Below are 18,726 nucleotides of genomic sequence, written 5' to 3'. Positions count from 1 at the left end.
CTGCCGGACACCGTCCCCGCGCCGCGCATCGAGATCCATTTCGATCCGACGGTCATGGGCGGCTACCGCTCGGCGGTTCATCATCTGATGGAGCTGACGGTTCTGCGCATCGAAGTGGCTGAAATTTTCAAGGCCCTGTCCGGGCAACTTTCCGGGGCTAGCCAGCGCCCCCTGACCAGCCCGACGCCGCCCCTGGCCGGCCCCTGGCCCTCTTCGCCGGCCTTCAATTTTCAGGCTGACTCACCGGCGATGCCCCTTTTGCGCGTCGAGGACGGGGATGCGGCGGCCGGTCAGCGCCCGCGACTGCCCACGGCGGTGCAACAGAACGTGCCGGCCTGGTCTCTCTTCGGCATCTTTTTTATCGTTTTGCCCATATCGGGGGCCTTTATCCAGGAACGCGTGGACGGGACCCGGCAGCGCCTGGCGGCCATGCCGGTAGGATATGCGACCCTGGTCGGCGGCCGGATCATCGCCTACGCCGGCATCTGCGGGATCCAATGCATCCTGATCGGTTGCATCGGTAAATGGTTGCTGCCCTTGTGGGGATCCCCCGCCCTGGAGATGGGCCATGCCCCCCTGGCCCTTTTCACCCTCCTGGCCGGTGCCATCCTGGCCGCCACCGGATTCGGCATCCTGTTGGGCAGCGTGGTGGATTCCTACCAGCAGGCCGCCGTGATCGGCCCGATTTCCGTGGTCATCGCCGCCGCCCTGGGCGGCATCATGGTACCGGTGTATGCCATGCCGACGTTCATGCAGAAAATCAGCGTCATCTCTCCCCTGGGATGGGGGCTGACGGGAGTTATAGACGTGTTTGTCCGGGGGGGGCGGATCGGCGATGTTCTCCCCGAAACCGCCGCCCTGGTGGCGTTTTTCATCGGGTGCATCATCGTTGCCGGCATGTGGCAGCGCCGGGCCCGGACCGGCGGGCGCCTGCGCTGACGCCATCGGCATTCAAAACCCATCACCGGCATTTCACGGTCCAATCAAAAGCGCTCCCGATCAGGGGGTCGGCGTGGATTCAGAAAGACGATCCGCCACCGGCTGGCCCACGGCGCGTTCCAATTCGGCCAGGGCCGAGTGGCAGCCATACACCGCGCCGTAATAGTTGGCCTGGGCCTGGGTTTGCTTGGTGTTGGCGTCCAGCACATCCGTGGAGGTGGCCATCTGCTGGGCATAGCGGGTGTTGACGATGCGCAGGTTTTCCCGGGCCTGGTCCAGGGCCGCGTTGGCCGTACGGATATTTTCCCGGGCAACCTGCAAGCGGGTATAGGCGTCCTTGACCTCCAGCTGGATGGACTGCCTGACCGCTTCGATCTTCTCATCCATGGCCCGGATCTGGTGGCGGATGCGCGATTCCTCGGCCCGGGTCTTGCCCCATTCGAAAAAAGTCCACTGGGCCTGGACGCCGACCAAGGCGTTGTGCGCGTTGTCGTAATCATTTTCGGTGGCCATGGGATCGTCACCCTGCTGGCGGTACTGTCCCACCAGGGAGACGGTGGGATAATAGGCGCTGCGGGCAGGGTGACCCCCTGGACCAACTGCTGCCGACCCAGATCCAGGCCCGTGAGTTCCGGACGACGCTGGAGGGCGCGTGCCATCAGGCCGGTCAGTGCCGCCGGTTCGCTGACCGGCTGATCGGCCAGTTCATGCACGCGCGTCGGGTGCTCGACCGGCAGATCCAACACCGTGTTGAGGGAGGCGACGGCCATCTCCCGGCGGGCGGCCTGGGCCACGCGCTGCTGGGTGGCATCCGCCAGGGCCACCTTGGACTGGAGCTGGTCGTTGTAGGGAATCAGGCCCTGGTCGTAGAAATTTTCGGCATTGCGTGCATGGGAGGCGATGCTGACCTCCGTCTGGATGGCCACGGTCAAGAGCTTTTCGGCCAGGAGTACGTTGATGAACGCCAGTTTGGCCTGCTTGGTCACATCCTGAAGGGCGACGGCCTCGTCCACCCGGCTGCTTTTGATACCCAATTCGGCCATCTTGAGTCGCGTGATGAGGGCAAAACCGGTAAAAAGGGGTTGGGTGAGGGTCAGGTTCCATTTGACCATCGTTTTGTCGGAGGTGGCTTTTTGGTAGCTCTGGATGCCGGTGATCGTGCCCTGGGGGCTCATCTGGTATCCTTCCACCCACATATACGGTTGTTCCTTGAAACGGGTGTAGCCGTACTCGGCCGAGGCCTTGGGAAACAGGTCGGCCCGGGCGCTGCGGTGGGCCGCCTCGGCGGCATGGCTGTTTGCGACCGTCTCCCGCACCAGGCGGTTGTTGGCTACGGCCAAGGCCACGGCCTGGTCCAGGACAAGGGGTACGTTCGGCGGTTCGGCGGCCAGGGCCGTGAGCGGGCAGGCGCTTCCCGCCAGAACGAGAATCGCCAGCAGGCGGATGACATTTCTTTTCAAATCAAACATGCTCCCCCTCCCTAAAATGCTTCAAAATGCCAAGTTCGCCAGCAAGGTGCCAGCTTGGGTGCGAAGTTCCACCCAGGCCTGGCGCAGGCCCACCAGGGCCAAGGCCAGATTGCTCCGGGCCGTGGTGAGGTCCTTCTGGGCTTCGTTGAGACGCACCAGCGATCCCTGGCCGGCGTTGTACTCCTTTTCCACCAGATCGCGGGTGCGCTGGACCAGATCCACGTTTTCACGCTGCAGGATCACCTGGGTCTGGGCCGTGGCCACCCGTGTCGCAGCGCTACGAATATCGGCGGTGGTGGAAAGACGCTGATCCGCCAGTGTTTTTTCCAGCTCGACCTTGCGCTGACGGGCTTCCTGGATTTTTGCGCGGGTGTATCCCCCGGAAAAGAGATTGTAAGAGAGGCCCAACTGGACCTGGTTGCCGAAATCATCCTGGCGAAAGTCCGCGTCACCGCTGCGATCCCCACCCACGGTGCCCGACAGGGCCACCGAGGGATAGTAACCGGAACGGGCGACCTCGACCTGGGCCTCGGCCTGCTGGACCTGCCAGTGCAAGGCCTTGAGATCCGACCGGTGATCAAGGGCTGTGGCGATGAGGTCTTCCAGGGAAGGCGACGCCATTTCGGTGGCGGTTTCGGGCGCCAGGGAGGCGAGTTTCACCGCATCCGGCAGTCGCGACTCGGGAAGCCCCAAGAGCGCGGCCAGGCCGAAGAGGGAAATCGTGTACTGGGACTCCTGGTTGATGCGGTTGGTATTGGCCTGGTTTTTTCTTACCTGAAAATTGAGCACATCGCTCAGGGCACCGGTGCCGACCCGTTGGCGGGCCTCGGCATCGGCCAGCTGCCGCAGGTTGAAGGCCTCATCCGCCTTGGCGATGGCAATGTTTTCCAAGGCGAGCTGGGCCGAAAAGTACGCCTGGGCCACGGCGGCGGCCAGGAGGCGACGCACATCATTCAGGGCGGCGGCGCTGGACTGCTCCCCGTAACGGGCCGCCATCTTGGTGAACTTGCGTTCGAATCCGTCGAAAAGGGTCCAGGAAGCGGTCAGATCCGTATGGTAGGTTTCCTCGGGATTGGAAATACTGGCGTTGGGATCGAAAATCCGCGCCAAAGCCAGATTTTCCTGATAGGTGGTTTCGGACAGGTCAACGCGTGCCGCCGAGGCGTTGGCGTCCAGGCGGGGCCAGTAGGCGGCCCGGGCCTGCGCCACCTGCGCCTTGGCCTGGTGAACACGGGCAGCGGCGGCTCCAGACTGGGGTTGTCACGCAGGGCAATGCTGATCGCGGTGTCGAGATCGAGGACCGCGATCGACGTCCAGTCCGGGTTGCCACCCGATTCAGGCGCGGCAGCGGCAGTATCCGGGGCAGCACCCCAGCCGCCCAGTATCAGCAGAACCAGAATGAGGCAGGATTTCATGGATTCACTCCCTTGTTGAGCATTGATTGGTGTCATTGCGGCAAGTTGCACAAATCCACGGGCGGCAAGGTCTTCTTTTCCGGATCCATTCCCAGCGGATCGGCATGCCGGTCACAGGCCGGTTCCACATCCCGCCTGTTCGGCCATCGGCCATGGCGGAAGCGGTGGATCAACAAGCGCAGATCGCTCAGGATCACCAGCAGGCTGGGTATCAGAATCAGCGTGAGAACCGTGGCAAAGGCCACCCCGGCAGCAATGGACAAGGCCATGGGAATCAGGAACTTGGCCTGGAAATCGGTCTCCAGAATCAGCGGTGCCAATCCCCCCACCGTGCTCACGGTGGTCAGGAAAATAGCCCTGAAGCGCCGCATGCCACCTTGTAGAATGGCGTCGAAAAAGGGCACTCCGCAGGCCAGGTTTTCATTGATGCGCTCGATAAGCACAATCGCATCGTTGACCACTACGCCGGTGAGGGCCACCATGCCGAAAAGGCTCATGATGGATAGATCATAACCCATCAACAGGTGCCCGAATATCGCACCGATAATACCAAACGGAACGGTAAACATAATCACCAAAGGCTGAGCATAAGACCGGAACATGGTGGCGATGATAATGAAAATGCCCAACACGGCCAAAGGAAATCCGATTTTCAGGCTGCCGAAGGATTCGCGCATCTTTTTCTGCTCGCCCTGAAGATCCACAAAAATACCGGGATGGCGTTTCTTCAGCGCCGGGAAATAGCTGGCTGACAATTCGGCAAAGATTTCGTTGGCATTGGCTTTCTTGGTATCCACACCGGCACTCACCGCGACCCGGCGCATTCCGTCGGTGCGGGTGATGGTCGAGTAGCCCGGCGTGAAGGCGACATCGGCGACGGACATGAGCGGGACCTCGAAACCGCCGGCGGTACGGATGCGCACCTGTTCCAGGTCGGAAAGTCGGCTGCGCTCATCCGCCGTGTAGCGAACCTTGACGCGTACATCATCCCGGCCCCGCTGCAGCCGCAGGGCTTCATCACCGTAGTAGCGGCATAGACCTGCCGCGCCAGGTCCTCCACGGTCAGCCCCAGGGCGCGGGCTTCCGGTTTGAGGGCCAGGCGCATTTCGTTCTTGCCCGGTGAAAAGTCGCTGCGGATCTGATAGACGCCATCGAATTTCCTCAGCCGCGCCATCAGCTCATCGGCTGCCACCAGGAGCCTTTTCATGTCGTGCCCCTGGAGCCACACCTCGATAGGATCGCCAGGCGGGCCGGATTCCATTCCCGAAAAGGTCAGGGATTTGATGCCCGGCAGTGTGCCGATCGCCTTTTCCCAGCGTACCATCAAATCCTCGGAATGGATTCCGCGCTGTTCGGAATCGAGTAGAATCGCCTGCACCGATCCATAGTTAGGGCCGGTATCGGGCATGTTGCCCAGGGTCTGGCCCACCAAGGTCAGGCGATCTTTGACCAGCGGGTCGCCACTGCGCGTGGGCGTGCTTTTTTGCAGTCGCATCAGGGCCGCTTCGATTTCCCGGACGGCACGTCGGGTCACCTCCGGCGGGGTGCCGCTGGGAAACTCCGCCGTGGCGGTCATGATGAAACCGTCCATTTTGGGAAACACCTCGAACTTGATGATGCCGCCTTTCACCAGGCCGATGGTCAGCATCAAAACGGCGATGGCCGTGGCCAGGGAGATATAGCGCCATTTTAAGGTGCTGCTCAGAAATGGGCGATAAACGCGGGTGACGAATCGCTCCATCCAACGGGAGGTGGCCTCCTGGACCCGGGCAAGCCGGCTTATCAACCGATGACGCGCCACCGGGGCTTGATGGGGGTCGGGTAAGTGGCTCAAATGTGCCGGAAGCAAAAGCAGGCACTCCACCAGTGAAACCACCAGACAGGCGATCACCACGCCGGCAGAATGGAAATGAACTTGCCCATGATGCCGCCCACATAAAACAGCGGGATGAATGCCACAATGGTGGTCAACACGGCGGCAATGACCGGCATCCCCACTTCACTGACCCCATCGATGGCGGCCTTGAGGGCGGGCTTGCCCTGCTTGCGATGCACGTAAATGGCCTCTCCCACGACGATGGCGTCATCCACAACAATGCCCAATACCATAATCAGCCCGAAAAGCGAAATCATGTTGATCGTGCCGCCCAATCCCCAAAGAATCACCAACGCCCCGGCAATGGCGGTGGGGATGCCCATGCCGGCCCAGAAGGAGAGGCGGGTATTGAGAAAACACCACAGCAACAGAAAGACGATGATCAGCCCGATGATACCGTTTTTCACCAAGAGGTCGATGCGTGCCCGCAGCATCTCGGTGCTGTCGTAAAGGATTTTGATGTTGACCCCCGGGGGCACTGCCAGGCGTTTGGCCTGAACATAATCGTTGACGGCTCTGGAGATCTCCAGGGCATCCTCTTCGGGGGTTTTATAAACGAGCAGCAACACCGCCGAATCCCCGTTGATGGTGGCGGCGATGGGATCCTCGGCGAAACCATCGTTGATGCGCGCCAGGCGGTCCAGGGTAATCACATCCCCTTCGGGCCGCGCCAGAACGACAATGCCGGCCAGCTCCGCACCGGTATATTTCCGACCCATGGTGCGCACGCGGATCTCCTCTGCGCGCGTTCGGATGGTGCCGCCGGCCAGGTTCAGGCTGCTGCGGCGCACGGCACTGGCCACATCCTCAAAGGAGAGCCCATACTGACGCAGTTTTTCTTCGGATACCTCGATGGAAATTTCGTATTCGCGCGCCCCGAAGGTCGACACCTGGGAGATGTTGGGAAGTTGCTGGATCTCGTCCTTGATTGTCTCGGACCATTCCTTGATCCGTCGCTCAGACATGTCGCCGGACAGGTAGAGCAGGGTCACCAGATCCTTGAGCAGCAGTTCGCTGATCACCGGTTTTTCCGCATCCACCGGAAAGGTGGAGATGGCGTTGACCTTGGTGCGCACGCGGTCGAGCACTTCATCCACAGCATAGTCTTCGCTGACTTCGATATTGGCCGTGCTCAGCGCTTCGGCGGATTGGGTGGTGAATTGCTTGATGCCCTCGAGGCCCTCGATGGCCTCTTCGATCTTGCGACTGATTCCCTCCTCCACCTCTTCAGGGTCCGCGCCGGGATAGGGCACCGCAATGGTGATCATGTCCAGGGAAAACTCGGGAAAGGTTTCCCGGATCATGTTGGCGGTCACGGTATATCCGGCGATAAAGATCAATGCCAGCACAATATTGGCGAATACCGTGTTTCTGGCAAATGCGGCAAGCATCTGTTTCATGAGGCAGATTCCTTGTCGACCGCGGGGGCCATTTCCAACAGGCTGTTTTCCAGGGGATCGATGAGCCGGGTAATGATCACCGTGTCGCCTGCTTGCAGCCCCTGCCCCACATATACATACTCGCCTTCACTGCGCACGACGGTAACACCGGCGGTTTTGAGCCGCCTGGCGGCGCTGGCCAGGTAGACCTTGTTTTCGTAGGTCACCGCCTGGCGTGGCAGACGCACGACGCCTGCCATGGTCCGGCCGGGAATCTCTACCGCGCAGAACATCCCTTCCACCAGGGGCAGGCGCCGGGGGCCACCGGCCCCTGCCGCTTCACCGGATATCCGAACGGCCACGGTAAGGGTTCTTGTCTGCGGGTCGAACTTCACGACCCGGTTCAACACGCCGGTCCAGGCCGATCCGGCTTTGTCCTCGGTCCAGCAGATGGTGCAGGTCACCGGTTTGAGTCCGGCGAACCAGGCCGACGTCGGGCGGTCGCCCGGCGATGTTTCAAATTGCAGCCAGTTGCGGGCATCACGGCTGTCCAGGGGAACCTGAATTTCCAGGATCGTGTCATCGGCCAGGGTCAACACCGGCTGGCCGGGTGCGACAAACTGGCCGATCTCCAGGTTGACATCCTTGAGGCGTGCGTTGAACGGTGCTGTCACCTCACAACGGGCAAAATTGGTTTCGGCCACGGAAAGGCGTGCCTGGGCGGAGCGCAGACTACTCTGCGCCTCCCGGATCTGCAGCGGATAAAGACTCACCGCCTGGGCCATTTGATCCGCCAGGTCGGTGGCGCTGTTGTAGGTCCGTTCCGCCTGGTCCACGCCGGATCGCGTTCCCACCTGATCCAATTCGAAAAGTTGCCGGATTCGTTCGAATTCGGTTTTGGCCAACGCGGCACTACGCTGCAGGGTTTTCAAGCGTTGGGTGTCGATGGCCAGTTGTTTTTTCAACCGTGCCGCCGTGTTTTGCCATTGGGTCACGCCGGCCTGCGCCTCTTGCAGACCGGCCGTGTAGTCGGCCGGATCGATCCGGAAAAGGAGCGCTCCGATCGGGACGATCTGGCCGGTTTTGAGGGTGGGATGGGTGGCGACGATCCGGCCGGACACTTCCGGGGCGATGGTCACCTCGGTCAGGGCCCTTGCCTGGCCGTAACCGGTGATGGTCACCGGATAATCCAACGGCTTGGCCGTCAGGGTCTGTACCGAAATGGCCCGTTCTTCGTTTTTCGCCTCTGCAGGGGGTTCTTTAAGACTGGCCAAACCCTTCATACCGGCCCAGCCGGCGGTGATAATCAACGTGCAGACCACAATGCGCATGGCCACGTGCCGCTTCTGTCCGTTTTCCTTTTGTGTGATTTTCATTTCTTTCACCCTTAAACGGATAGCTGTTTTTTTTCGAGAACCTGCTTGACCTGCTGAAGCACTTCGCACCACTTTTGGGTGGTTTCCGGTCCCACGGCTTCGACCAGCTCCACAAACGACCCGAGGATCATATCCTCGACGCGGGCGATGTCCGCGATCGCATCCGGTGACACCCGGATCTCCACTTTACGCCGGTCCTGTTGACAAGCCGTCCGGGTCAGCAAGCCCCGCTCCACCAGGCGCTCCACCATCGTTGACACGGATGGCGGCGAGACGCCCAGCAGCCGGGCGAGTTCCGAGACCGACACGGCCTGGCGGAAGCGAACCATCAGAATCATGTTCATCTGTTGCGCGGACAGCTCGCCAAATCGGCTGGTTTTCCCTTTTTCCATGCCGGCGGCCGTGCAAATCCGCGTGACCATGTCGTGGACCATTCGACCGGTGGTGAAAATATAACGTGCGATGGCTAAGGAATCATTGTCTTTCATAGGACCTCCAAAGGGATGAGAACCTTTAATATATGATTTCCTAATTGTTCGCAATAAAAATATTTAGATTTCCTAATTAATTGAGTTTCGAAATGTTTGTTGGCGCTTGCCGCACACGATGCACGGATCATGGCGCTATGGATCATTCGCGATTTTCTTCCCCCGTACCGGTTAAAGTAAGTTCGCCCGAGGCCGATATTGAGCCTAAACAAATCTCAAGCATTCGGAAGACGTGGACAACATTGCCTGATTGTGCGTTGCGGACGAAAAAAATGATGGCCCAGAAGATAAAAAAACCGCTGACCCTTTGTGTGACCAGCGGAAAAGGGGGCGTTGGCAAGACCAGCTTCACGATCAATTTTGCCATCGCCCTGTCGCGCAACGACAGCCGCGTGCTGGTGATCGACGGCGACATGGGCCTGGCCAACGTGGATGTGCTGCTGCGCCTATCGGTAAAACGCGATTTCCGGGATATTCTTGAAAACGGCACCGACCTCGCCAGGCATTGATTTATGCCCGTCCCAACCTGGCCGTGCTGCCGGGCAGTTCCGGTGTTCCCGAGCTGGTCACCCTGGGCGCAGGGCAGCAGGAGCGACTGGGGTCCTTGATCAAAATGATATCGACGGATTTCGATTACGTCATCATCGATACGGCCGCGGGTATCGGCGCATCCGTGTTGTGGTACAATCAATTTGCCGACCACAACATTTTTCTCCTCAGCCCGGACCCCACATCCATGACCGATGCCTATGCCCTGATCAAACTGCTCTGCCGCGATTATGGCATCGACCATTTCAACCTGGTGCTCAATTTTGTGCGCGGTGTGCGCGAGGGGAAGCACACCGTGGAAACCATCAACCGCGTCACCCAACGGTTCCTCAAGCTGAAGCTCGCCCACCTCGGCAATATTCCGGAGGACACGGCCGTCCGCCGAGCGGTTCTCGATCAGGTTCCTTTCGTCGAACAAACCCCTGGCAGCAAGGCCGCCCGTGCCATCCACGAACTGGCGCAACGGGTCCATACCCTGATTTGATGCCTGCCGCGAGACACCCATTTCGAATCCGCCGAGCGATCCGCGGCGGATGCTGCTACGGCATTCTCAGCTTTGTGCTGACCGCCATCCCGGCGCATGCCACCGGCCAAGGATCGCTGGGGGGCGATCGCCTTTTCTGGGTCCTGGTCTGGGTGGGCGTGCTGATCGTCGCGGCGTTTTTCGGATACGTCCAACAAAACCGTATGGTCCAACGCAAAACCGCCGAGCTGCGCCGGGAATTGTTCGAACGGCAAATGACGGAGAAGGAATTGGTCGCGGCAGACCAAAAGCTGCGCCAGTCGCTGGCGGAAAAGGAGGCCCTGCTCAAGGAGATCCACCATCGGGTCAAGAACAACCTGCAGATCGTCAGCAGCCTGCTGTATCTGCAGGAGGATTACCTTAGTGATCCCAAGGGAATCGAGATTCTGCGCGAGAGTCAGCATCGGGTCAAATCCATGGCCTTGATCCACGAACAGCTCTACGGTACAACCGATCTGGCCCGCATTGACTTTGGGCGCTACATCGAGGGGTTGACCGCCAACCTGTTCGATGCCTACGGGATCGATTCGTCACGCATCCGACTCAACGTCCGGGCCGACGACATTCGCCTGGGGGTCGACACGGCCGTTCCCTGCGGCCTGATTGTCAACGAACTGGTGTGCAACACCCTCAAGCATGCCTTTACACCGGCGGCCATGGGTACGCTGGATGTGATCGTGCGGATGCTGAGCCCCGGCCGAATGGAGCTTGTCGTGGCGGACAACGGCATCGGAATGGCCGAATCGCCGGCCGAAAACGAAAAGCCGTCGCTGGGCCTGCGGCTGATCCATACCCTGACCGCCCAACTGGACGGCACGGTATCCGTCGATACAACCAACGGAACGCGCTTCAGCATTGTTGTAAGCACGCCCGAACAACCCAAAAAGGAAAGCTGATATGACACCGGCGTCCATACTGGTGGTGGAAGACGAAGGCATCGTGGCCCAGGAGATCAAAAGCCGTCTCGAAAAAAATGGATATGCGGTATGCGGCGTGGCCCATGATGGGGAAACCGCCATCGCCCATGCGGCCGCCCTGCAGCCGGATCTGATCCTGATGGATATCCGTCTCAAGGGCGAGATGGACGGCATCGAAGCCGCCGGTCGGATCCGCGACCGCTTCAGCATCCCCGTGGTCTATCTTACCGCCTATACGGATGCGGCCACCCTGGAACGCGCCAAGGTCATGGAGCCCTTCGGCTATGTGGTCAAGCCCTTTGAAACCCGCAGCCTGCTGGTTTCCATCGAAATCGCCCTGCACCGCCACCGTAGCGAATCCGAACGCATTTATCGCGAAAAACTCCAGGCCGTGCTTGAAACCGCCGGTGCCATCTGCCATGAGCTGAACCAGCCCATGATGGCCATTTCCGGTCACACCGAACTGCTCCTCGACACCATCGATCCAAACGATCCGCTTTTCCCCAAGCTTGCCAAGATCAAAACCCAGGTCGAGCGCATGGGCGCCATCACCCAAAAACTCATGGGCATTACCCGTTACGAAACCCGGAATTACGGGAAGGGCGAACGCATCGTCGATCTCGAGAAGTCGTCCACCACCCTCGGTTAGCCCATAAGGCTGGGATATCAGGGGTGACGCTGGGAAACGACGCGCAACAGCCGCAACAGATGGCCGTAGTAGTAAAAGCTGCCCATGAAAAGGGCGCCGCCGATGGTGGTGTAAACCAGAGAGAGGGCGCTGTGGGGGATTGGCAGGTGCCGCAACGTGATCCCCAGCGCAATCATCACCATGATGATCAGGTAGCTTTTCCAGGCCTGAAACGCAAAAAAACATCCCCTTTCCGGCAGGCGGCGCAAACGCTGAATGTTTTTGCGCGCGATCCCGCCAAACCCGAGCCGCAGCACGATGATGGCCATGGCCATCCCGGCCAGTTCGAAGCCGCCCCCTCGAAAGATCCCCTCGGGCACCAGCCAGCCGGCGGCCCGGGCACACATCATCAGCCCCACTGCGCTCCACATCACCCCGCAGGCAAAGAAAAGCCAGCATTTGGGGACCGCTGGTTTCAGACGCGAAAGTCTCATGGCTGGACCCTTACCATGCGGTAATAAAGCAGCCCCACATATTCGTGAATGGCGCAGGCACTGACATAAAAGGCCGTCGCCTGGGGCAGCAGTTGCCGCCATGTGTAGGGTCTGGCCCGGGCCCCCAGGAAATAGGCGGGAAAGGGCGTCACCCGCAAACCGGCCGCCTCGAAAACCATCACGGACCGTTTCAGGTGGTAGGCCGCCGTGAGTAGGATCGGTTCGCGATAGCCTTTCTGCTGGCAGATAGCCGCCGTGAAGCGTGCATTCTGAGCCGTATCCCGGGCCTGGTCCTCCTCGATAATCCGATTTTCCGGGATTCCCAGGTCTACGAGAAACCGCTTGACCACCGTTGCTTCAGCCATGCCGTCATCATCCCACCCCCGGCCGCCGGTCACGATGATGGGCAGCTGCAAGCGCTGATAGAGGCGCACGGCCGTAACCACACGCCCCATCATCAGGGGTGATGGGGCGCCCGTACCGGTAAGATCCGGCACCCAATCGATGATTCCGCCGCCCAAGAGAACCATCACATCACCGGCTGGCTGAGAGGGGATGGTGTAGTCGGCTTCCAGGCCGCGCATCAGGAAATTGGCGACCGGGCCGATGGACATGGCCCACAACAGAATCCCGACCCCCAGGCTGATCAGCCCGATCCGGAAACGCCGACTGAAGATGAGGTTAAGGCCGATTACCACCATGATCAGGATAAGAATCCCCGGTGGCAGGGCAATCGCGGTAATCGCTTTTTTAAGGACAAACAGCATGATGCGCAAAGTTCCCCATCCCCGCCCGATCGGATGTTTTCAGGGCGGGCGTCTTATGGTTTGCCATGTTGATAATATAAAACGACACCGTTGACCATTAAGAAAAGATTATACAATACTTGAAAATTCCGGGTCAAATGCGACGAACGCATAAATGGGTCGGCAGCAGCAATTCGTTGACAAATCCGTGGTGCGTTTGCTATGCATGCGTGCGCGACAGATCAATTGTCGTTCCTAACGAAAGGCCAATTGCCGTGACCATGAACTTGCACCATGCCGCGGCCGCCGCAACGGACTCGGTCCATTGACGGTCGGCGGCAGCATCCCCTAAACGCTGAATCACCGATATCATTGGGCCGGACCCGACGCCGGCCCTTCTCGCTTCAACCCCCGGGCCGGACGGATCGGGGGTTTTTCTTTTTCTCCCAGTGGTGGCGGTAATAAAACTTATGATAAAGGAGAAAAAATGGAACAGACCGTAAACATTCGCTTTTCGGAACGTATGTCCCAATTGCCGCCCTATCTGTTCGGCATGATCAACAAAATGAAGATGGAACGGCGCTGGAACGGTGAGGATGTCATCGATCTGGGCATGGGCAACCCCATGGACCCGGCACCCAACGCGGTCATCGAAAAGCTCTGCGAGGTATCCCAGGATCCCAAGACCCACCGCTATCCGGTGGCCGGCGGGATGCGCAACCTGCGGCGCGAAATCGCCCTTTACTACCAGCGCAACTATGGCGTCGACCTGGAATCGGAGCAGGAAATCATCTGTACCATCGGCTCCAAGGAGGGGATCTCACACCTCTGCCTGGCCCTGGTGGGTCCTGGCGACACGGTGCTGGTGGCGGCGCCGGCCTTTCCCATCCATGTCTACGCCGCGGTCATTGCCGGCGCCAGTGTGATCCGGATCCCCATCGCCTCGGAAGATGAATTTTTAAAGCGCATCGCCACCATGTGCGAATCCCTGACGCCGATTCCGCGCCTTTTGATGCTCAACTACCCCCACAATCCCACCGGCACGCTGGCCTCGAAAGAATTTTTCAGGGAGGTGGCCACCCTGGCCAAGCGCTATGGATTCATGGTGGTCAATGATTTTGCCTATGCCCGGATCACCTTTGACGGTTATACCGCGCCCAGCTTCATGGAAGTGCCCGGCGCCATGGATGTCGGTGTCGAGTTCGGCTCCTTCTCCAAGTCCTACAACATGGCCGGCTGGCGGGTGGGTTACTGCGTGGGCAACCCGAAAATCATCGAGGGACTGGGCCGGATCAAGGGCTACTACGACTATGGCATCTTTTCGCCCATCCAGATTGCCGGGATCGTGGCCATGCGCGACTGTGAAGATGACATCGCCACGCAAGCCGCCATTTACCAGAGCCGGCGGGATGTGATGTGCGAGGGGCTGGAACGTATGGGCTGGCCGGTGGAGAAGCCCAAGGCCGGCATGTTCGTGTGGGTGAAGATCCCCGAGCCTGGTGCCGCATAGGGTCGCTGAAGTTTGCCATCGAGATGATGCAACGGGCCAACGTGGCCGTCACGCCTGGCGCCGGTTTCGGCGAAGAGGGCGACGGTTACCTGCGTCTGGCCCTGGTGGAAAACGAAAATCGCATCCGTCAGGCACTCCGTCAGATTCGCCGGGCATTGACGGATCTGGAAAAAGAGATGGCATCGCCGGCGGCGTGATTCTGGTTCGTCCGTGTAAGCATCGGTATGTTTTTGTATATTCTAATTATAACAGTCAGATGGTGTTGACAGGGGGTTTGTTTGTTCGCTAAGCAGATGCACGTTTTTCGGCTCACGCCACCACCCCAACAAGGAGACTCCGCATGCGCTACAGATCAACATGGACGCTTTTTCCCGCCCTTCTGGTCGTCGTTTTCCTGCTGGTACCGGCCACCTGGGCCCAGGACAATTGCACCGCGGTCTATGGCAACGGTGCCGCGACCCTTCGGCTGGCGACCGGAAGCCCCGGTGAACTGGGCCTGCTCGAAGTGCTGGCCAACGCTTTCAACCAAACCCACGACACCCAATTGTGCTGGAAGAAAGCCGGTTCAGGCGCCTCGCTGAAACTGCTCAAGGCGAAATCGGTCGATCTGGTCATGGTCCATGCCCCGGCCGCTGAAAAGCAGGCCGTTGCCGATGGCTGGGCCATCAAGCGCAACCTGATCGGCTCCAATGAATTTTATATCGTCGGTCCGGCGGGGGATCCGGCCAAGATCGCCGCTGCGACGCGTGCCGCCGACGCTTACAAGCGTATCGCCGGAGCCAAGGCGCTCTTTCTCTCCCGCGGAGACAATTCCGGCACCCACAAGAAGGAACTGGCCATCTGGAAGGCCGCCGGCATCACCCCCGAGGGCGACTGGTACAAGGTCACCCATACGTTCATGATGGCGACCCTGAAAATGGCCGACGCGGAAAATGGCTATTTCATGACCGACAGCAGCACCTGGGTGGCGGCCAAAAAGGAACTGGCCAACCTGAAAATTCTCTACCGCGGCGATCCGGTGCTGATCAACACCTATCACACCCTTTGCCAGCCCGAAGGCGCCACGCCCGCCCAGCCCCTGGCAGCCGCTTTCGTGGATTTCGTCGTCTCGGATGCGGGACAGGATCTCCTGCGGAAATACGGCGCGGATCAATATGGCGAGGGATTATACAACGACGCGGCCTATGCCAAGCAGTACGACCACTGACACGCGTTTAGATCGTGACCACTTTATCGGCCAGTTGCATGGCGGTTACGATATCCAGCATGTTGGTGGTCTCGCCCACCTGTTTCTGTTCCAGTAATTGGAAGTGATCCAGACAGGTCCCGCACACCAGGATGGTCACGCCGGCCGCGTCAAGATCTTTCAGATCCGCCAGGGGTGCGGCACCGGTGATGGTCAGCTTGACGCCGCTGTTGACGAACACCAGGCGCCACAGTTCATCCCCCATCTCCTTGAGGGTCTTGATGAAATTGATCATCAGCTTGGTCCCCAATTCGTCGTCCCCGCGACCCATGCGGTCGGCCGCCACCATCACCATGATTTTTTTTGCATCGGAGGTCGGTTCGACCGCCTCCGATGCGGGGGCTGACGCGGCATCACCACCGGTGCCGAAAATCGTGAAGAGGGTCCCCTCTTGCCGGATCTCGGTTTGGTAGCCTTGGGTATTCAAATAGCGTGTCACGTTCTGTTGGGCCGGCTCGTTGTCCACGAGCACTTCGATCGTTTGGGGGTGCGAGGCCTCCACGGCCGCTTTGGTTTCCAGCACCGGGGCAGGGCAGGACAATCCTCTGGCATCGATCTTTTTCACGGCAAATTCCTTTGTATCAACAGGGTTTTCGGCAAATCGGAGATAACGTCCGGCCACGCCCGATTCGGACGCCCATTATGCCACCCGAATCATGTCGGCCGGATCATCCACCACCTCGCCGATCACGGTGGCATGCGACACACCCTCGGCCTTCAGGTGGTCCACCAGGCTTGTGCCGCGGCGGGGGCGACGACGATGCAAAGGCCGCCGGACGTTTGGGGATCGTAGAGGATATCCTGCAGGATCGGATCGACCGATGACGCCAGCGCCACCATGGCCGAACGGAACGACCGGTTTCGATGGGCACCGGCCGGAACCATGCCCATGCCGGCAAACTCGATCGCTTCCTGGATCACCGGCAGGGTATCGACATGCACGCTAAGACCCAGCCCGGAGCCCTGGATCATCTCGGCCAAGTGGCCGATCAGCCCGAAGCCGGTAATGTCGGTGCAGGCGTGGACCGGATACCGACGCATCACCTCGGCCGCCGTGCGGTTCAGGCTGGCCATGATGGCAATCACCTGCTGGATGAGCGCCTCGGAAGCCAGGTTTCCCTTGATGGCCGTGTTGACGATCCCCGTTCCGAGCGGTTTGGTCAACACCAGGCGGTCGCCGGCGCGCAGCCCCTGTTTGGTGAGGATCTGCTTCGGATGGATGAAACCGGTCACGGAAAGGCCATATTTGAACTCGTCATCCTCGACGCTGTGACCGCCCAGCAGCACGGCGCCGGCCTCCCTGACCTTGTCGATACCCCCCTGAATGACCGCCCGCAGCACGGACAGATCCATTTGCTTCAAGGGGAACCCCACCAGATTCATGGCGGTTTTGGGCTCGCCGCCCATTGCGTAGACATCACTCAGGGCATTGGCCGCGGCGATCTGGCCGAACCCGTAGGGGTCGTCCACCACGGGGGTAAAAAAATCGACGGTCTGGATCAGGGCCAGATCCTCGGAAATTTGATATACCCCGGCGTCATCTGCCCGGGAGAGTCCCACGAGCACATGGGGATCGGTTGGAAAATCCAACCCGCACAACGCCCTGTCCAGGTCCCCTGGAGGCAGTTTAGAGGCTCAACCGGCCCCTTTGACCGTCTCGGTCAGGCGCAGTGGCGATTTTTGCTTGTTTTCGACCATGGATCTTCTCCTGCGGTCCGCCGTATAAATCCATCAGCGACGGGAAAATCAGCCCTCACCACCCGGTGGCGGCGGGAACGCGGCGGATGCGGCAGCGGCATGAAGTTCGGCCAAAAGCCGCTCCAGGTCCAGCTGGTAGCGTTGCGCCACTTGGCGCAGGGTGTCAAACAGGGCCTGGCAGCAAATGCACTCACCAGCCTGTTCGTCCCAACGCTTGAACACGGCTTCCGTGTCGCGGTAACGGCTCACGATGTCCAATACCGTCATTTCCGGTTCGATCCATGCGGGCGCTGCCTTTGCCATCGGTTCTCCCATCGTTTATGACTGCACTAGACCCTTACCTTTCCGGTGAGGCTAAATCAAATCGGATAAAGCGATACTGTGACCACCATCGATCGAAAAATGCTATTTTACCCTATTCAGAATTATGATTATGATCATTTGGCCATAAATTGAATCCACCTTTAACAATGGATATGCCCCCATGAATCGACCCGACCTGACGCTGTGGCAGCGACTGGAATACGATGAAACGCCCATTTACCTGCAACCGGAGACCCCCCTCTGGCTGGTGCCGACCTGCCGGGGACGACCTGATTCAACGCATTCAACGCGGCGGCACGTTGAAGAATGGCTTCGATCCGCTTTGGCTGACCCGCGCGCGTCAGCTTCTCGACCAAATGCACCTGCCCGTGCCGGATCCTTATCCGGGACGTACCGACGTGCTGGAACTGGACCGGCTGGAAGAGTGCTGGTTTCACATCACCGATCACTGCAACCTGAGTTGCCGCCACTGCCTGTTTGCCTGCTCTCCCCAGGCCCGCACGACCCTCTCGCTGGCGGACTTTCAAAGGGCCTTCGTGCAGAGTTTCGATTTGGGTGCGCGCCTGTTTTTCCTCACCGGCGGCGAGCCCTTGATGCATCCGGATTTCATCGCAATCTGCCGGACGGTGCTCGATCATGACGACGAAAGCCACCTGGTGATTCTGACCAACGGCCTGCTCATCGAGGCGCGTTGGCAAGAACTGATGCAGCTGCCCATGGAGCGACTGCACTTTCAAATCAGCGTGGATGGCGACCGTTCGGCACACGATGCGACGCGCGGGGCCGGTAGCTACGATCGGCTGGTAAAGACGCTCTCGCGGGTGGGAGAATGCGGTATCGACACCAACCTGGCCATGGCCGTGGATCGGGACAACCTGGCCGCCATGGCCCATCCGATCGAGCTGGCCAGGACGTGCGGCATCGGCGGTGTCCACTACCTTTGGCTGCTGGTGACGGGCAACGCCCGGCCGGAAACCTTTGTCGCGCCGGACGATCTTTTCGAGGCCCTGATGCGGGTTCACCCCCTGGCGCGCAAAGCGGATGTGGACATTGACAACATCAGTGCCCTGGCCGGCCGGATTTTCTCGCCGCCGGGTACCCGCCACGACCTTGGTGGCGGCGGATGGACCTCCCTGGCCATCGGTCCGG

Annotated in this window: 19 protein-coding genes and 4 pseudogenes; 9 read left to right on the top strand and 14 right to left on the bottom strand. The window is 59.9% G+C overall.

Annotated elements, in window-relative coordinates; translation table 11 throughout:
- A partial coding sequence (locus tag JCM12296_RS23395; RefSeq protein WP_054698581.1) for an ABC transporter permease occupies nucleotides 1-939 on the top strand: 939 nt, incomplete at its 5' end.
- A 60-nt stretch (nucleotides 940-999) separates the two neighbouring features.
- On the opposite strand, the gene JCM12296_RS50755 is transcribed toward JCM12296_RS23395, so the two are convergent.
- The 9 genes and pseudogenes from JCM12296_RS50755 to JCM12296_RS23365 all read right to left on the bottom strand — a co-directional run bounded on the left by JCM12296_RS50755 (nucleotide 1,000) and on the right by JCM12296_RS23365 (nucleotide 8,942).
- Entirely contained in the window at nucleotides 1,000-1,485 is a 486-nt protein-coding gene (locus tag JCM12296_RS50755) for a TolC family protein (RefSeq protein WP_422699111.1), read from the bottom strand.
- A gap of 209 nt (nucleotides 1,486-1,694) precedes the next feature.
- Nucleotides 1,695-2,408, bottom strand: a pseudogene (locus JCM12296_RS50750) (TolC family protein); the annotation flags it as partial.
- Between the two features lie 21 nt (nucleotides 2,409-2,429).
- Nucleotides 2,430-3,029 carry a TolC family protein gene (locus JCM12296_RS48050; RefSeq protein WP_281492136.1) on the bottom strand — a complete coding sequence of 200 codons (600 nt, stop codon included), beginning with the start codon at nucleotides 3,027-3,029 and terminating at the stop codon, nucleotides 2,430-2,432.
- Between the two features lie 78 nt (nucleotides 3,030-3,107).
- A pseudogene (locus JCM12296_RS48045) lies at nucleotides 3,108-3,641 on the bottom strand (TolC family protein); the annotation flags it as partial.
- A 214-nt stretch (nucleotides 3,642-3,855) separates the two neighbouring features.
- A complete protein-coding gene (locus JCM12296_RS48040) occupies nucleotides 3,856-4,827 on the bottom strand; it encodes an efflux RND transporter permease subunit (RefSeq protein WP_281492135.1) in 972 nt (323 codons plus the stop codon).
- A gap of 83 nt (nucleotides 4,828-4,910) precedes the next feature.
- A pseudogene (locus JCM12296_RS48035) lies at nucleotides 4,911-5,687 on the bottom strand (efflux RND transporter permease subunit); the annotation flags it as partial.
- A gap of 23 nt (nucleotides 5,688-5,710) precedes the next feature.
- Nucleotides 5,711-7,099, bottom strand: a complete 1,389-nt coding sequence (locus tag JCM12296_RS48030) for an efflux RND transporter permease subunit (protein WP_281492134.1) — start codon at nucleotides 7,097-7,099, stop codon at nucleotides 5,711-5,713.
- Nucleotides 7,096-8,454: an efflux RND transporter periplasmic adaptor subunit gene (locus JCM12296_RS23370; protein WP_054698575.1), complete on the bottom strand. Its 1,359-nt coding sequence runs from the start codon at nucleotides 8,452-8,454 to the stop codon at nucleotides 7,096-7,098. The genes JCM12296_RS48030 and JCM12296_RS23370 overlap by 4 nt, the downstream gene beginning before the upstream one ends.
- A gap of 11 nt (nucleotides 8,455-8,465) precedes the next feature.
- Nucleotides 8,466-8,942 (bottom strand): MarR family winged helix-turn-helix transcriptional regulator, encoded by a 477-nt coding sequence (locus JCM12296_RS23365; protein WP_054698573.1) that lies wholly within the window; start codon nucleotides 8,940-8,942, stop codon nucleotides 8,466-8,468.
- A 272-nt stretch (nucleotides 8,943-9,214) separates the two neighbouring features.
- Between JCM12296_RS23365 and JCM12296_RS40165 the strand changes: the two genes are divergently transcribed.
- The 4 genes from JCM12296_RS40165 to JCM12296_RS36890 are packed head-to-tail and all read left to right on the top strand — an operon-like array spanning nucleotide 9,215 to nucleotide 11,580.
- Nucleotides 9,215-9,451: a nucleotide-binding protein gene (locus JCM12296_RS40165; RefSeq protein WP_054698571.1), complete on the top strand. Its 237-nt coding sequence runs from the start codon at nucleotides 9,215-9,217 to the stop codon at nucleotides 9,449-9,451.
- On the top strand, nucleotides 9,448-9,975 hold the full coding sequence (locus JCM12296_RS23355) for a MinD/ParA family ATP-binding protein (RefSeq protein WP_054698569.1): 528 nt from the start codon (nucleotides 9,448-9,450) through the stop codon (nucleotides 9,973-9,975). Before JCM12296_RS40165 ends, JCM12296_RS23355 begins: the two co-directional genes overlap by 4 nt.
- Nucleotides 9,975-10,910: a sensor histidine kinase gene (locus JCM12296_RS23350; protein WP_083456437.1), complete on the top strand. Its 936-nt coding sequence runs from the start codon at nucleotides 9,975-9,977 to the stop codon at nucleotides 10,908-10,910. The genes JCM12296_RS23355 and JCM12296_RS23350 overlap by 1 nt, the downstream gene beginning before the upstream one ends.
- A gap of 1 nt (nucleotide 10,911) precedes the next feature.
- The gene (locus JCM12296_RS36890) at nucleotides 10,912-11,580 is read left to right on the top strand and encodes a response regulator (protein ID WP_083456436.1); all 669 of its coding nucleotides are present in this window, start codon (nucleotides 10,912-10,914) and stop codon (nucleotides 11,578-11,580) included.
- 17 nt (nucleotides 11,581-11,597) lie between these two features.
- Here JCM12296_RS36890 and JCM12296_RS23340 read toward each other — a convergent pair whose 3' ends face one another.
- Complete coding sequence (locus JCM12296_RS23340; protein WP_054698565.1) at nucleotides 11,598-12,053, bottom strand: hypothetical protein; 456 nt, start codon at nucleotides 12,051-12,053, stop codon at nucleotides 11,598-11,600.
- Complete coding sequence (locus tag JCM12296_RS23335) at nucleotides 12,050-12,820, bottom strand: YdcF family protein (RefSeq protein ID WP_213183422.1); 771 nt, start codon at nucleotides 12,818-12,820, stop codon at nucleotides 12,050-12,052. The genes JCM12296_RS23340 and JCM12296_RS23335 overlap by 4 nt, the downstream gene beginning before the upstream one ends.
- A gap of 466 nt (nucleotides 12,821-13,286) precedes the next feature.
- Between JCM12296_RS23335 and JCM12296_RS23330 the strand changes: the two genes are divergently transcribed.
- The 3 genes from JCM12296_RS23330 to JCM12296_RS23325 all read left to right on the top strand — a co-directional run bounded on the left by JCM12296_RS23330 (nucleotide 13,287) and on the right by JCM12296_RS23325 (nucleotide 15,516).
- A complete protein-coding gene (locus JCM12296_RS23330) occupies nucleotides 13,287-14,309 on the top strand; it encodes an aminotransferase class I/II-fold pyridoxal phosphate-dependent enzyme (RefSeq protein ID WP_306304114.1) in 1,023 nt (340 codons plus the stop codon).
- Nucleotides 14,276-14,506, top strand: coding sequence for a hypothetical protein (locus JCM12296_RS49410; protein WP_306304113.1), 231 nt, complete (start codon nucleotides 14,276-14,278; stop codon nucleotides 14,504-14,506). Before JCM12296_RS23330 ends, JCM12296_RS49410 begins: the two co-directional genes overlap by 34 nt.
- Nucleotides 14,507-14,649: 143 nt before the next feature.
- Complete coding sequence (locus JCM12296_RS23325; RefSeq protein WP_054698559.1) at nucleotides 14,650-15,516, top strand: ABC transporter substrate-binding protein; 867 nt, start codon at nucleotides 14,650-14,652, stop codon at nucleotides 15,514-15,516.
- Nucleotides 15,517-15,523: 7 nt separating this feature from the next.
- On the opposite strand, the gene yedF is transcribed toward JCM12296_RS23325, so the two are convergent.
- From yedF to JCM12296_RS23310, 3 genes and pseudogenes are all read right to left on the bottom strand, one after another.
- Nucleotides 15,524-16,120 (bottom strand): sulfurtransferase-like selenium metabolism protein YedF, encoded by a 597-nt coding sequence (gene yedF, locus JCM12296_RS23320; protein ID WP_054698557.1) that lies wholly within the window; start codon nucleotides 16,118-16,120, stop codon nucleotides 15,524-15,526.
- A gap of 75 nt (nucleotides 16,121-16,195) precedes the next feature.
- Nucleotides 16,196-17,253 (bottom strand): annotated as a pseudogene (selD, locus tag JCM12296_RS23315) (selenide, water dikinase SelD).
- Between the two features lie 48 nt (nucleotides 17,254-17,301).
- Nucleotides 17,302-17,556, bottom strand: coding sequence for a hypothetical protein (locus tag JCM12296_RS23310; RefSeq protein ID WP_054698555.1), 255 nt, complete (start codon nucleotides 17,554-17,556; stop codon nucleotides 17,302-17,304).
- 224 nt (nucleotides 17,557-17,780) lie between these two features.
- On the opposite strand from JCM12296_RS23310, the gene JCM12296_RS23305 reads away from it, so the two are divergent.
- On the top strand, nucleotides 17,781-18,726 hold a 946-nt coding region (locus JCM12296_RS23305), incomplete at its 3' end, for a radical SAM protein (protein WP_157067836.1).

Origin of the sequence: Desulfosarcina cetonica JCM 12296, from assembly GCF_001311845.1 — a bacterium.
In the GTDB taxonomy this organism is placed as follows: domain Bacteria; phylum Desulfobacterota; class Desulfobacteria; order Desulfobacterales; family Desulfosarcinaceae; genus Desulfosarcina; species Desulfosarcina cetonica.
This window is presented reverse-complemented; position numbering and strand designations above follow the sequence as displayed.